The organism is Cobetia sp. BMC6 (assembly GCF_029991385.1).
GTDB lineage: Bacteria > Pseudomonadota > Gammaproteobacteria > Pseudomonadales > Halomonadaceae > Cobetia.
On record NZ_JAKUMF010000008.1, the window covers coordinates 120543 to 133837 of the forward strand.

The following is a 13295-nucleotide window of genomic DNA, read 5'->3' on the forward strand; positions in this document are numbered from 1 at the left end:
GGCCTCAAGAAGAGACAGGAAAGGACCGCTGCAAAAGGTAATGGCAAATAGGCGTCCGCCACGGGGGTGATTGAAGGAGCCTATCGGGTACCACGCTTATTTTTAATGAGAATCAATAGCATTTGTCGTGTATGCTGATCACATAGCCTCCCGCATATTTCTTTATCTGTTCGCGGGTCATTGATCTGGCAGGTTTTCCCCCCATGCTGAATGTCATGTCCGATAAATCCGTACGTCATGCCGCAAGCATGTCACTGGGCAGCGAAGGCGACGCCTCTGCTGCCGGTGGTGCGCACACAGCTTCCCCTGTCCGTTTCGCTGGCCGCCTGCGCCGGGCCTTGCCGTTCCTCGGCCCGGCGATGATCGCCGCCGTCGCCTACATCGACCCGGGCAACTTCGCGACCAACATCGAGGCCGGCTCCCGCTATGGCTACACCCTGCTGTGGGTGGTGCTGTGGGCCAACCTGATGGCGATGTTGATCCAGACCCTGTCCGCGCGGCTGGGGCTGGCGACCGGCAAGAATCTGGCCGAGGTCATCCGTGAACGCTTCCCGCGTCCGGTGGTGTGGGCCTTCTGGGTGCAGGCGGAGATCGTCGCCATTGCGACCGATCTGGCTGAATTCCTGGGGGCGGCGCTGGCCTTCAATCTGCTGTTCGGGCTCAGCATGCTGGAAGGGGCGCTGCTGACCGGCGCCATCACCTATGCGGTGCTGGTGATGCAGCGTTTCGGCTTCCGCATGATGGAAATGATCATCGGCGCGATGATTCTGGCGGTCTCGGCGGGCTTCCTGCTCGAGATCATTCTCAGTCGCCCGCCGGTGGAGCCGATCATCTACGGTCTGCTGTCGCCGAACTTCCCGGATAGCCACGCCATCTTCCTGGCGGCAGGCATCCTCGGTGCCACCGTAATGCCCCACGTCATCTACCTGCACTCGGCACTGTCCCAGAATCGCATCCGGGTGCGTGACAGCGGTCAGCGCCGTCGCGTGATGGGCTACTACCGGCTGGATGTCATCATCGGCATGGCGCTGGCCGGCTTGATCAACATGGCGATGCTGGTGCTGGCCGCCAAGGTCTTCCACGGCAACGGCGAGACCGGCGTGGCCTCCATCACCGAGAGCTACAAGTTGCTGTCGCCGCTGATGGGGCAGGATGCGGCGAGCCTCATCTTCGGCTTCACGCTGCTGCTGGCGGGGCTGTCCTCGTCCATCGTCGGCACCCTGTCCGGTCAGGTGGTGATGCAGGGCTTCGTCAACTTCCGCATTCCGATGTGGCTGCGCCGCGTGATCACCATGGCACCGGCCATCGCCATCATCCTGATGGAGCTGCCGGAGCAGCAGGTGCTGGTCGCAAGCCAGGTGGTACTCAGCTTCGGGATTCCCTTCGCGCTGGTGCCGCTGTTGATGTTCACCGCCAACCGCCGTCTGATGGGAGACCTGGTCAATCGTCACTGGGTGACGGCCATCGGGGTGCTGGTCGCGGCGATCATCATTCTGCTCAATGGCTATGTGCTGGTCGGCGAGCTGATGTAGGCTCCATGCTTTATGCCCCAGTTCCTATGCCCTTGTGAGATGTAAAAGCCCTGCCGGTGGCAGGCCCTCGCAACGCCCCGCTGTGCGCCTCATTCGTGAGCGCCCCGGCGGGGCGTTGCGCGTTGTGGGGCGGCAGGGGGCGCGCTCGCGCCAGACACGGCAGGCAGGGAGTGGCTGGCCAGCAGAATCGCCTGTACCCGGCTGGCGACCCCCAGCTTGTGCAGGATGGCGGAGACATGCGACTTGATGGTGGTTTCCGCCACGCCCAGCTGCCAGGCGATCATCTTGTTGGATTCGCCCAGTACCATGCGCTCCAGCACGCCGCGCTGCTTGGTGGTGAGGGTCTGCCAGCGCTGCGCGAATTCCGCCTCGCTGAGGCTCGGCGCAAGTTGAGGGGCTGGCGGTGGCACTGGTGCTGAGGCTGATGAGGGTGAGGAAGCCGCCTGGCTCGCCAGCGCCGGACGCGGGGCGGCGCGCATCAGGCGGGCGGGCACATAAACCTCACCGGCCAGCATGCGCGCGAGCGCCTCGCGCAATACCTCCGCCGAGCTCGACTTGGAGAGATAGCCCACCGCGCCGAGTGCCAAGGCTTCCAGCACCGTCTCGCGCGCCTCGTGGGCGGAGAGAATCGCCACCGGTAGCCAGTCTGCCTCCTGGCGCAAGCGCGTCAGGCCTTCCAGGCCGTGGCTGTCGGGCAGGTCGAGATCCAGCAGCAGCAGGTCGAGGCTATCGGCATGCGCGTCGATGAGGCTGAGCGTCTCGGCGAGACTGGCGGCCTGCAGCAGCTCGTAGGGTGGTGCCGGGGTGTCAGCGACGCTCAGACTCAGGGTACGACTGATGGCATCACGGAACAGCGGATGGTCATCCGCGATCAACAGACGGTACATGGAGGCTCCTGGCCGGTGGCGGGCGATATCCTGAGCATAACGTCATGGCGTGGTGTCGTGCCTTGCGGCCTTCGCGGTATGGCGGCGTTCGTTTCTCCTTCCTTTTCTCCTCCCAAGGGATGAGACGGTCTCCGCCCATGGGGGCATGTCGCGATTGGCGTCGGTGGTCAAGACTGTGAGAGTCGCCTGATCAAGTACCGCTTGATGGATCGGGCAGCGGGTCAGCGCCAACGGCGCCACTGCAGAAGGGCCAACCCAGGCGTTTCGCTGACACGACAACGACTTTTCAGCAACGACAACGACTTTTCAGTAACGACAACGACTGCGCAGCAACGACAACAACAGGCCGTCGATCACGAGCGCCACTCGTGAATCCGGCCAACAGGAGTTCGCCATGATCTACGCCTCCCCGGGCAGCGCCGATGCGCTGGTCACGTTCAAGGATATCTACGGCAACTATATCGGCGGTCGCTTCGTCGAGCCGGTGAAGGGTGAGTACTTCGACAATGTCAGCCCCGTGACGGGCGAGGCCTTCTGCCGTATCCCGCGTTCGAGTGCGGAGGATATCGACCTCGCGCTGGACGCCGCCCACAAGGCAGCCGCTGCCTGGGGCAAGACCTCGGTGCAGGAGCGCTCCAACATCCTGCTCAAGATCGCGGATCGCATCGAGCAGAACCTCGAGATGCTGGCCGTCGCCGAGACCTGGGACAACGGCAAGGCGGTGCGCGAGACGCTGAACGCCGATATTCCGCTGGCGGCGGACCACTTCCGTTACTTCGCCGGTTGCCTGCGCTCCCAGGAAGGCACCGCGGCGGACATCGATGCCAATACCGTCTCCTATCACTTCCATGAGCCGCTGGGCGTGGTCGGTCAGATCATCCCGTGGAACTTCCCGATCCTGATGGCGGCCTGGAAGCTCGGCCCGGCGCTGGCGGCCGGCAACTGCGTGGTGCTCAAGCCGGCGGAACAGACCCCGGCCTCGATTCTGGTGCTCGCGGAGCTGGTCGGTGACCTGCTGCCGGCGGGCGTGCTCAATATCGTCAACGGCTACGGGGCCGAGGCCGGTCAGGCGCTGGCCACCAGCAAGCGCATCGCCAAGATCGCCTTCACCGGCTCCACCCCCGTGGGCTCGCACATTCTCAAGTGCGCCGCGGACAACATCATTCCCTCCACGGTGGAGCTGGGCGGCAAGTCCCCCAACATCTACTTCGCCGACATCATGAATGCCGAGCCCGAGTTCATCGACAAGGCCGCCGAAGGCCTGGTGCTGGCGTTCTTCAATCAGGGCGAGGTGTGCACCTGCCCGTCGCGTGCCCTGATCCAGGAAAGCATCTACGACGACTTCATGGCCCGGGTGATGGAGCGCGTGAAGACCATCAAGCGCGGCAACCCGCTGGACACCGACGTACAGGTCGGCGCCCAGGCCTCCCGCGAGCAGTTCGACAAGATCATGTCCTACATGGATGTCGCCCGTGAGGAAGGCGCCGAGGTGCTCACCGGCGGCAGCAGCGAGCAGCTGGAGAACGAGCTGGCCAACGGCTATTACATCCAGCCGACCCTGCTAAAGGGCAACAACTCGATGCGTGTCTTCCAGGAGGAGATCTTCGGGCCGGTGGTGGCCGTCACCACCTTCCGTGACGAGGCCGAGGCGCTGGCCATCGCCAATGACACCGAATTCGGTCTCGGCGCCGGTGTCTGGAGCCGCGACATGAACGTCGCCTTCCGCATGGGGCGCGGCATCCAGGCCGGTCGCGTGTGGACCAACTGCTACCACCAGTATCCCGCCCATGCCGCCTTCGGTGGCTACAAGAAATCCGGTGTCGGTCGCGAGACCCACAAGATGGCACTGGAGCACTACCAGCAGACCAAGAACCTGCTGGTCAGCTACGACATCAATCCGCTCGGCTTCTTCTAGGCCTGTCTGGCAGCGCCACCGCGACCGGTGGTGCTGCACGACTCCCGCGATTCTTGCTTGAGAAAATGACATCGATGCCCGCGCCAGATCCGATTGCTTGATCTGGCGCAGGGCAGGGAGCGCTGCGTCCGGTTTCAATGGAGAGGCAAGCTTTGCACTGGCTCGGGCGCTGGCGCATGCAGGCGCAAGCCCACACTCTCCGCCGCAACTCTGCTGGTTCGTCTGTCTTGAATGTCCGTCTTTCTTGAATGTTCGTCAGTCTTCAATGGATGAGGAGTACGTCATGGATAACAGCATGAAAGCCGCCGTGGTACGTGAATTCGGTGCACCGCTGGTGATCGAGGAGGTCGCGGTACCGCGACCGGGACGTGGCGAGATTCTGGTCGAGGTCGCCGCCTCCGGGGTCTGTCATACCGACCTGCACGCCGCGCATGGCGACTGGCCGGTGAAACCCAATCCGCCGTTCATTCCCGGCCATGAAGGCGTCGGCACCATCGCGGCGGTGGGCGAGGGCGTCACCCACGTCAAGGAAGGCGATCGTGTCGGGGTGCCCTGGCTCTACTCGGCCTGCGGCCACTGCGAGCATTGCCTGGGCGGCTGGGAGACGCTGTGCGAGAGCCAGCAGAATACCGGCTACTCGGTGAATGGCGGCTTTGCCCAGTTCACGCTGGCGGACGCAGGCTACGTCGGCCGCCTGCCGGACAGCGTGGGCTTCGTGGAGATCGCGCCGGTGCTGTGCGCCGGGGTCACGGTCTACAAGGGACTCAAGATGACCGACACCCGCCCCGGCCAGTGGGTGGTGATCTCGGGCATCGGCGGGCTGGGACATATGGCGGTGCAGTATGCACGCGCCATGGGCCTGAACGTGGCGGCGGTGGATGTGGATGATGCCAAGCTGGAACTGGCCCGCCGTCTGGGCGCGACCGTGACCGTCAATGCCATGAAGGAAGACCCGGCGAGCGTCATCAAGCGCGAGATCGGTGGTGCACATGGCGCGCTGGTGACGGCGGTGTCGCCCAAGGCCTTCGATCAGGCCCAGAACATGCTGCGCCGTGGCGGCACCCTGGTGCTCAACGGCCTGCCGCCGGGCGATTTCCCGCTGCCGATCTTCTCCACCGTGCTCAATGGCATCACGGTGCGTGGCTCCATCGTCGGCACGCGTCAGGACCTGCAGGAGGCGCTGGACTTCGCCGCGGAAGGCAAGGTCGCTGCCACCGTGCAGACCGGCAGGCTCGAGGACATCAACGACATCTTCGGACGCATGATCGACGGCAAGATCGAGGGGCGCATCGTGCTCGACATGAAGGCCTGAGGCGTTCGCTGGCCTGAATCCTCACCACCGACGCCAGGCCTGCTGGAAACGGCAGGCTGCCAGACACGACAACGCCAGCCCGTGGGCTGGCGTTGTCGTGTCTGGCATGGCCGTGCGCGTTGACTCTCACGCGGCACTGCAAAGAGCTCTCTCTGACGAGCTCAGGCTTCTGCTTACACCGTGCCGAATTTCTCGTTCTCGCCCATGTCCGGGGTGTGGTCCTTGTCGAGGTTGGCACGCGCCACCTCGTAGAGCTGATAGGCCTTGCTCTCCTTGGCCTTCCAGTGCTCGCCGGATTGCACCGAGATCTCCAGCAGGGTGACGTCGGGGTCATCCTTGCCTTCCGGGAACCAGGCGGCCACGAACGGATTCCAGAACTTGTCGATCAGGCCCTGATCACGGTGCAGATTGGCATGACCGCTCAGCGACACGTAGACGCCATCATCCTGATCGGAAAAGCTCAGGCAGACCTCGCTGTCCTTCCTGGCCTCGAACACCTTCTCGGCACTGGCGCGGGTGAAGAACCACAGGGTGCCGTCGTAGTCATCCTGCACCAGATGCATCGGGCGGGCGTGGGGCATGCCATCGCCTTGCGTCACCAACATGCCGACCTTCACATCCTTGATCAGCTTCCAGATCTTCTGCTTGTGCTCCGGGCTCGACATCGTGTGTCACTCCTTTGCGTCATGCGAATGAAAATCCGGCTGGCTAGCCGTTGCACAAGACCTTGGAGCGACACCCCACAACTTCAAGGGATGATGGTGAAGCTTTCGCTTGATGAGTCAGCACTTGATCAATCGGCGCTTGATTCAGGCGCCGAGGTGACTCACTGCGCTGCCGGTGCCTGCCAGGCGTCGCTGCCCCACAGCGGCACGCTGCTCAGCGCATGCTTGAAGCTGCCGCTGGTTTCCTTGGTGCTGTAGGCGATATAGAGCAGGCTCTGGGAGTCGCGATCCAGGATACGGCGAATCTTGAGGCTCTTGAGCAGCACGCTCTTGGACTTGCGATAGACCTCCTCGCCACTCTTGGAGGTGTCGATGTCGGCGATCATCTCCGCGGTGATCGGGCCGGTCTGGCGGCAGGCGATGCTCATGTCGGAGGGATCGGAGAAGTCGAGGTCCGCCTCGATGTTGCTCAGGTGGCAGGTCACGCCCGGCACCTTGGGGTCGATCAGGCTCTCGATCTTGATGTCCTTGGTGGTGAACAGGCCCAGTGAGACGTCCCCGACCTCGTTGTCATCACAGCCGGCCAGCAGCAGGCCTGAGGCGATCACACCCAGCAGGGCAGCACGAGAGGAAAGGCGGCGCAGTCGAGTCATGGGGTCTTCCTTGAGTCAGTGGGTAAGGCGAAGGCGGCAAGGCGATGATAGCGTGTCAGGTCATGAACGGGCGTCAATCATTGTCGAAGGCTGCCAGATTCAGCGTATGCGAGTTGCCCAGCCACATGACGCCCTGGGTGTGATCGAAGCGGTCGTCGCCGGTGCCGACGTGCACGAAGATGTCCAGCGAGCCGCGATTGAGCGCCAGCCACGGGACGATGCGGCCGAATTCTTCCGGGGCAAATGACAGCTGGCAGCTCCACAGTGGGTGCGGGCCCACCTGCTTCTCGTGGAAGCGACCGACCCGCAGCGGAAACTGCCGTTCGGCCTGGTCCGCCAGCTCGCGAGCGGCGGCCAGGCCCTGCTCATCGGTGTAGTAGAGATGTGCATGGTAGTAGCTGATGCGGCTTGTCATGGAGTCGCTCATGGCGTTGTCTCGATCGTTCTCATGGGGCATTCCAGTACTCGGCCTCAAGGGCCGTACCGAGAGTTTTCAAAGGCTGGCGGCAATGGTCGTCAGGGTGTGATGGGCCTTGCGGCCCTCAGCCCCAGGCCTTGTAGATCAGCTGCACGCCCACCAGCGCCATCGCGATGATGATCAGGCGAAAGAACAGCTTCTCATTGACGCGGGATTGCAGCCACAGGCCGCTTCTGACGCCTGCCCAGGCCACCGGTACCAGCAGCAGCGAGGTGGAAAGGCTGGTGAGGTTGATCTCGCCCAGCGCCACGTAGGGGCCCAGTTTCATCAGGTTCATGCCAGCGAAGATGATCACCGTGGTGGCGATGAAGGTCTCCTTGGGGTGCTGGCGCGGAATCATGTACAGGTTGTAGGGCGGGGCGCCGGCGTGGGCGAAGAAGCTGGTGAAGCCGGCAGTGGCCCCGGCAGGAATGGCCAGCCAGCGTGGTAGCGGTTTCCTGGCTGTCGGCTTGAACAGCATATAGGCGGCGAACAGCAGCGAGATGACGCCCAGCAGGCCGCGAATCATGTTCTCGTCCAGCTCATCGAACAGTACCACCCCCACCGCGATGCCGATGGCGGCGCTGGGCAGGATGATGCGCACCTCCGGCCACAGCTGCTTGCCCCACCAGGCGCGGGAGCTAAGGAAGTCCATCACCAGCAACAACGGCAGCAGGATACCGGCGGCTTCCAGCGGCCCGATGGCCAGCGCCATCAGCGGCACCGAGAGCGAGCCGAAGCCACCGGCGAAGCCGCCCTTGGAGATACCGGTCAGGTAGGTCGAGAAGATGATCGCGCTCCAGGCCAGCGCAGAGTAATCGGGCAGTGTCAGCAGGGCATCGAGAGAATCGGTCACGGGCATCTCATGTCGAGAGGGCGGGCAAGGTGAGTCGTGAAGGCCCATTGTTGAACAATTCTGCCCGCGCTTCACCCCGACACGCTGCAATGATGTCTTTCCCTTGACGCACCAATGCGCTAAAAGGCGCATGTCGCACAGTGTTTTCTTTCGAGACATTGAGCGAATAGCCTGATCTGGTGGGCATGTCGCAGTGCCTGTCGCTCGTTGGTCGAACAATCTCTGAGGTGGCGATGTCACGCGCTCCATTTGAAATCAGCGGTACCCGCATCGCGCCGGGAACGCGGGCCCAGGTCGATGTGCCTGTCGCCAAGCTCTACACCCATGCGCCGCTGCACATCCCCGTCGAGGTGGTGCATGGTCGCCAGCCCGGCCCGGTGCTGCTGGTGTGCGGTGCCATCCACGGTGACGAGATCAACGGCGTCGAGATCGTGCGGCGGCTGCTCAAGAGTTCCAGCCTCGCACGGCTGCGCGGCACCCTGATCGCGGTGCCCATCGTCAACGTCTTCGGTTTCGTGCAGCACACGCGCTACCTGCCGGACCGCCGCGACCTCAACCGCTGCTTCCCGGGTAGCGAGAGCGGCTCGCTGGGCTCGCGGGTGGCGGCGCTGTTCCGTGAGCAGATCGCCGATCAGGCCACCCACATCATCGACCTGCACACCGGCGCGATCCACCGCACCAACCTGCCGCAGATCCGCGCCACCATGACGGGCAGTGATGCCACGCGTCAGATGGCGGATGCCTTCGGCGCACCGGTGCTGCTGAATGCCGAACTGCGCGAGGGCAGTCTGCGTGCCTATGCCAGCGAGCGCGGCGTGCCGGTCATCACCTATGAGGCCGGTGAGGCGCTGCGCTTCGATGAGTGGGCGATTCGCCCGGGCGTCAGCGGTGTGAAGCGCGTGATGCGCTCCATCGGCATGCTGGCCAAGGACCGCGACCGCAAGCCCAGCTCGCGTGCGGTGGAGATGTCCAACGGCTCCAGCTGGGCGCGGGCCTCCATCGATGGCATCGTCCAGAGCCGCGTGGGCCTGGGGGACCGCGTCGAGAAGCATCAGGTGCTGGGCATCGTCGCCGACCCCTTCGGCAACAGCGAAAGCGAGGTGCTGTCACCCGCGGATGGCATCATCATCGGCATGGCCAACCTGCCGCTGGCCAACGAGGGCGAGGCGCTCTACCACGTGGCGCGTTTCCATGCGATCGACGATGCCGAGAGCGCCGTCGACAACTTCCAGCAGCTGTTCGTGCCGGACTCCATCTAGGCGCTTCACGCCCCTTTTCGCCCTGGTTGCTGGCAGTGACAACGCAAACGCCCCGCTCGATGAGCGGGGCGTTTGCGTTGCAGCAGTCTGTGATGTCGTCGCAGCAAGATGACGACGAGTACGAGATCAGCCGTGGCTGCTCTGGGTCTCGAGCGGGCCGTCGTGACCCGCTTCCGCGCCGTGCATCCAGTCCACCAGCTTGCCGGCGAACACCAGCAACAGCAGGCCGCCGAGTACGCCGGTGATGGCGATACCGCCGAACACGCTCATGGCACCGGCTTCGCCGACCAGCGAGCCGATCATTCCGGCCAGGTAGTTGGCCAGTGCCACGAAGGCGAACCAGGCGCCCATCATCAGCGCACCCATGCGCACCGGTGACAGCTTGGTGACCATCGACAGCCCCACCGGTGACAGGCACAGCTCGCCGAGAGTGTGGAAGAAGAAGGCGCCGACCAGCCAGATCATCGAGGCGCTGCCTGCGGCTTTCTGCTCCAGCACCGCGCCGATCATGCACACGAAGCCGATGCCGAGGGCGATCAGGCCGAAGGCGAACTTGACCGGCGAGCTGGGCTCGCGGTTGTCCATGCGGGTCCACAGGCCTGCCAGCAGCGGCGAGAGCAGGATGATGAACAGCGGGTTGAGCGACTGGAACCAGGCCGCCGGCACTTCAAAGCCCATCAGCATGCGGTCGGTGTAGTCCTGCGCATACAGCGCCATCAGGCCGCCCCCCCTGCTCGAAACCGGCCCAGAACAGGATGGTGAACAGGCCCAGCACCAGGATGACCTTGATGCGGTCACGCTCTTCGCGGCTCAGCGGTGTCTTGCGATTGTTGCTCTTGCTCAGGCGTGCCTCGCGGCGGGCGCTGGGTTCGACCCCCAGGTCACCCAGATGGCGCGGCGCGAAGATGAGCTGGATGGCGACTGCCAGCAGCATGCCGATACCGGCCACCAGGAAGCCGGCGTTCCAGCCATAGCCTTCGGCCATGGAGCCCGCGACGATGCCCGACAGCAGCGCACCGATGTTGATGCCCATGTAGAAGATGGTGAAGGCACCATCACGGCGGTGATCGCCCTGTTGATAGAGGTCGCCGACCATCGTGGAGATGTTGGGCTTGAACAGGCCGTTGCCGACGATCAGCAGGCCGAGGCCGATATACAGCAGCATCTCGGGGTTGAGGCCGCTCATGGCCGGCGGCACGGCGAGCACGAATTGCCCGGCCGCCATGATCAGGCCCCCGATCAGGATCGCACGGCGGGCACCCAACCAGTTGTCGGCCAGTGCTCCGCCGAACATCGGCGTGATGTACACCAGGCCCGTGAAGATGCCATACAGCTGCAGGGCGTCGCCCTGATCCCAGCCCAGACCGCCACTGGTGACGGCATCGGTGAGATAGAGCACCAGCAGGGCACGCATGGCGTAATAGGAGAAACGTTCCCACAGTTCCGTGGAGAACAGCAGATAGAGTCCGGCCGGATGCCCGAACAGCTCACGGCTGTTGGCTCCGGTAGAGGAGTGTGTGGACATGGAACCTCGAAGGAAGTGTCAGCAGAAGCAGCGCAGCCCGGATGACGGGACTGCATGAACCGGCCCACAGGGCTGCAGAGGAGGACTGTGGAGGAATGGCCGATGACGGAGCAGTTGTGTGGCTGACATCACGCAAGCATGGCGTGACGATGTCGAGACCTGTTGTTGTCCGTATGGTCAGTCATTCTGCGCGAGATGTCTTTGTCAGACAATCAAACGAAAGTCATGCATGTTGTTGGTATTCAAGGGATTATTAGCTTAGATGGCGACGCAGAGTTGCGTCAGGTGCCACGCCTGACAGTGCAGTGTCGTCACTTTGCTGACTGCTGAGACGACGACACCCGGCGCGAGGGCCAGGTGTCGGGGACTGTCTTTTGTCAGCGCTGCTCTCAAGAGAGGGCAGAAGAGAGAGCAAGAAAGGACAGAAGAGAGCAGAAGCGGCCCGAACAGGCCAGCTCGATCAGGCTTGCTCGACCTGTGCCTCGGGCCGCTGTTCCGGCACGCGCGCCATGGCGTCATCGATGACCTCGATGCCCGCGCCTGGCTTGTGGGCGTTCTCGGAGACGTGGCGGCGGAACTGGCGACCGCCCGGCTGGCCCTGGAACAGTCCCAGCAGATGGCGGCTGATGTGGTTGAGGCGCACGCCCTCGGCGAGACGCTTCTCGATATAGGGGCGGAAGGCACGCAGCGCATCGTGGCGGCTGGTGTGCGGATTCTCGGCCTCACCGTACAGCTCGCTGTCCACCGTCGCCAGCAACCAGGGGTTGTGGTACGCCTCACGGCCGACCATCACGCTGTCGACGTGCTCCAGCTGCTCGTGCAGCTCATCCATCAGCTTCAGGCCGCCATTGATGCCGATATGCAAGGACGGGTGCGCCTGCTTGAGGCGGTGTACGCGGCCATAGTTCAGCGGGGGAATATCGCGGTTCTCCTTGGGCGACAGGCCCTGCAGCCACGCCTTGCGCGCATGCACGCTGAAGGTGTCGCAGCCGGCGTCGGCCACGGTGGTGATGAAGCGCTCGAGATCGGCGTCCTCATCCTGATCATCGATCCCGATGCGACACTTCACCGTCACCGGAATCTTCACCTGCGCCTGCATCGCCGCCACGCACTTGGCCACCAGCTCCGGATGGCCCATCAGGCAGGCACCGATCATGTTGTTCTGCACGCGATCGCTCGGGCAGCCGACATTCAGGTTCACCTCGTCATAGCCCCAGCTCTCGGCGATCGCCGCACACTCGGCCAGCGCCTGCGGGTCGCTGCCGCCCAGCTGCAACGCCAGCGGATGCTCCGTCTCGTCGTGGCCGAGGAAGCGCTCGCGGTCCGGATTGAACAGTAATGCCCCGGTGGTCACCATCTCCGTGTACAGCAGCGTACGACGGCTCAACACGCGCGCGAAGGCGCGGTAGTCACGGGTCGTCCATTCCATCATCGGCGCGACGGAGAAGGTGCGGTCAATCGGTGTCATCGGCATGGCAGTCATATCGGCTGGTGTGGGAGCAGGGGGCGGAGCATCAGGTGCAGGCGCTGTCGAGACAAGCGGGCGGTGATTCTAGCAGCTTGTGATGCGAATGGCAGGCCCGTGTAGCTTAGTTATTAAAATGTCTAATATGCCTTAACTATTCCGGTGCTAAGTTTATGGCTAAGGCTTATATTTGTAGTTATATAGTATTTAAAACCAGGATCTTGGTTGATTGCTTATTTGCATTGCATTAAGTTAAATAGAATCGATACAGTTTTATTTTTATAAAATGGTTATGTAGCTCTTGCAGGGAATGTATTGCTGTGGATTTTTCAAGTTTTTCTAATTTTATTTAGAGGGTTTGAATATGACTTTAGTTGTTGTTGGGCATGATTTGCAGCCATCCTTATCATTTTTAGATGATGGGGCTATAAGCCTAGAATCTAATGGTATTTTTGTGGCTACAGACTCTGCAATTACTAGAGATTATCGTGATGGTAGGCAGATAGTTTTAGCTGGGTTCAGAAAGGCTTATGCAATTACGGCAAAGTTATGGCAGCCTTCTTTTATTGGTGAGCATTTTAATGGATACAGAACAGTCTATCAAGAAATAGACTGTGTTTTAGCTTTTGCTGGAGGGATTCTGGGCTCTTCGACGCCAGGTGTGGAATTGGTGCCCTGGAATGGTCCAGGATATGGGGCCCCGAACAGACTGGAGAATTGACATGGATGGTACTCAGATCCTGACCCTTGGCTTGGGCTTGCAAGCGCC

The 13295-nt window shown here is 62.6% G+C and carries 13 protein-coding genes; 5 read left to right on the forward strand and 8 right to left on the reverse strand.

Going from position 1 to position 13295, the window contains the following annotated elements; translation table 11 throughout:
• The first annotated feature begins 215 nt into the window (after positions 1-215).
• Positions 216-1532 (forward strand): Nramp family divalent metal transporter, encoded by a 1317-nt coding sequence (locus MKZ40_RS13950; RefSeq protein ID WP_254627145.1) that lies wholly within the window; start codon positions 216-218, stop codon positions 1530-1532.
• Positions 1533-1621: 89 nt separating this feature from the next.
• Here the strand turns inward: MKZ40_RS13950 and MKZ40_RS13955 are convergent, their stop codons facing one another.
• Positions 1622-2419, reverse strand: a complete 798-nt coding sequence (locus MKZ40_RS13955) for a response regulator transcription factor (RefSeq protein WP_175090199.1) — start codon at positions 2417-2419, stop codon at positions 1622-1624.
• Between the two features lie 394 nt (positions 2420-2813).
• Between MKZ40_RS13955 and MKZ40_RS13960 the strand changes: the two genes are divergently transcribed.
• Together MKZ40_RS13960 and adhP are read left to right on the forward strand one after the other, a co-directional pair.
• Positions 2814-4334, forward strand: coding sequence for an aldehyde dehydrogenase family protein (locus MKZ40_RS13960; protein WP_175090200.1), 1521 nt, complete (start codon positions 2814-2816; stop codon positions 4332-4334).
• 283 nt (positions 4335-4617) lie between these two features.
• Positions 4618-5646, forward strand: coding sequence for an alcohol dehydrogenase AdhP (gene adhP, locus MKZ40_RS13965; protein WP_175090201.1), 1029 nt, complete (start codon positions 4618-4620; stop codon positions 5644-5646).
• 173 nt (positions 5647-5819) lie between these two features.
• Here adhP and MKZ40_RS13970 read toward each other — a convergent pair whose 3' ends face one another.
• The 4 genes from MKZ40_RS13970 to MKZ40_RS13985 form a co-directional block, all read right to left on the reverse strand.
• Positions 5820-6311: a pyridoxamine 5'-phosphate oxidase family protein gene (locus MKZ40_RS13970; RefSeq protein ID WP_043333119.1), complete on the reverse strand. Its 492-nt coding sequence runs from the start codon at positions 6309-6311 to the stop codon at positions 5820-5822.
• 161 nt (positions 6312-6472) lie between these two features.
• Entirely contained in the window at positions 6473-6964 is a 492-nt protein-coding gene (locus MKZ40_RS13975) for a CreA family protein (protein ID WP_175090202.1), read from the reverse strand.
• Positions 6965-7037: 73 nt separating this feature from the next.
• A complete protein-coding gene (locus MKZ40_RS13980) occupies positions 7038-7391 on the reverse strand; it encodes a DOPA 4,5-dioxygenase family protein (protein WP_175090203.1) in 354 nt (117 codons plus the stop codon).
• 115 nt (positions 7392-7506) lie between these two features.
• On the reverse strand, positions 7507-8277 hold the full coding sequence (locus MKZ40_RS13985; RefSeq protein ID WP_282627942.1) for a sulfite exporter TauE/SafE family protein: 771 nt from the start codon (positions 8275-8277) through the stop codon (positions 7507-7509).
• Positions 8278-8510: 233 nt separating this feature from the next.
• On the opposite strand from MKZ40_RS13985, the gene MKZ40_RS13990 reads away from it, so the two are divergent.
• Positions 8511-9536, forward strand: a complete 1026-nt coding sequence (locus tag MKZ40_RS13990) for a succinylglutamate desuccinylase/aspartoacylase family protein (RefSeq protein ID WP_043333116.1) — start codon at positions 8511-8513, stop codon at positions 9534-9536.
• Positions 9537-9662: 126 nt separating this feature from the next.
• Here MKZ40_RS13990 and MKZ40_RS13995 read toward each other — a convergent pair whose 3' ends face one another.
• The 3 genes from MKZ40_RS13995 to dusA form a co-directional block, all read right to left on the reverse strand.
• On the reverse strand, positions 9663-10253 hold the full coding sequence (locus MKZ40_RS13995; protein ID WP_217485906.1) for an oligopeptide:H+ symporter: 591 nt from the start codon (positions 10251-10253) through the stop codon (positions 9663-9665).
• A complete protein-coding gene (locus MKZ40_RS14000; protein ID WP_217485907.1) occupies positions 10204-11061 on the reverse strand; it encodes a peptide MFS transporter in 858 nt (285 codons plus the stop codon). The genes MKZ40_RS13995 and MKZ40_RS14000 overlap by 50 nt, the downstream gene beginning before the upstream one ends.
• A gap of 460 nt (positions 11062-11521) precedes the next feature.
• A complete protein-coding gene (gene dusA / locus MKZ40_RS14005; protein WP_175090205.1) occupies positions 11522-12529 on the reverse strand; it encodes a tRNA dihydrouridine(20/20a) synthase DusA in 1008 nt (335 codons plus the stop codon).
• 361 nt (positions 12530-12890) lie between these two features.
• Between dusA and MKZ40_RS14010 the strand changes: the two genes are divergently transcribed.
• On the forward strand, positions 12891-13247 hold the full coding sequence (locus tag MKZ40_RS14010; protein WP_175090206.1) for a hypothetical protein: 357 nt from the start codon (positions 12891-12893) through the stop codon (positions 13245-13247).
• The last annotated feature ends 48 nt before the right edge of the window (positions 13248-13295 follow it).

Bases quoted from the DNA above. Each gene is read 5' to 3' on its own strand.
- MKZ40_RS13970 (WP_043333119.1), bottom strand. From the start codon at position 6,311: ATGTCGAGCCCGGAGCACAAGCAGAAGATCTGGAAGCTGATCAAGGAT.
- MKZ40_RS13955 (WP_175090199.1), bottom strand. From the start codon at position 2,419: ATGTACCGTCTGTTGATCGCGGATGACCATCCGCTGTTCCGTGATGCC.
- dusA (WP_175090205.1), bottom strand. From the start codon at position 12,529: ATGACACCGATTGACCGCACCTTCTCCGTCGCGCCGATGATGGAATGG.
- MKZ40_RS13975 (WP_175090202.1), bottom strand. From the start codon at position 6,964: ATGACTCGACTGCGCCGCCTTTCCTCTCGTGCTGCCCTGCTGGGTGTG.
- MKZ40_RS13960 (WP_175090200.1), top strand. From the start codon at position 2,814: ATGATCTACGCCTCCCCGGGCAGCGCCGATGCGCTGGTCACGTTCAAG.
- MKZ40_RS14010 (WP_175090206.1), top strand. From the start codon at position 12,891: ATGACTTTAGTTGTTGTTGGGCATGATTTGCAGCCATCCTTATCATTT.
- MKZ40_RS14000 (WP_217485907.1), bottom strand. From the start codon at position 11,061: ATGTCCACACACTCCTCTACCGGAGCCAACAGCCGTGAGCTGTTCGGG.
- MKZ40_RS13995 (WP_217485906.1), bottom strand. From the start codon at position 10,253: ATGGCGCTGTATGCGCAGGACTACACCGACCGCATGCTGATGGGCTTT.
- MKZ40_RS13980 (WP_175090203.1), bottom strand. From the start codon at position 7,391: ATGAGCGACTCCATGACAAGCCGCATCAGCTACTACCATGCACATCTC.
- MKZ40_RS13950 (WP_254627145.1), top strand. From the start codon at position 216: ATGTCCGATAAATCCGTACGTCATGCCGCAAGCATGTCACTGGGCAGC.
- MKZ40_RS13990 (WP_043333116.1), top strand. From the start codon at position 8,511: ATGTCACGCGCTCCATTTGAAATCAGCGGTACCCGCATCGCGCCGGGA.
- adhP (WP_175090201.1), top strand. From the start codon at position 4,618: ATGGATAACAGCATGAAAGCCGCCGTGGTACGTGAATTCGGTGCACCG.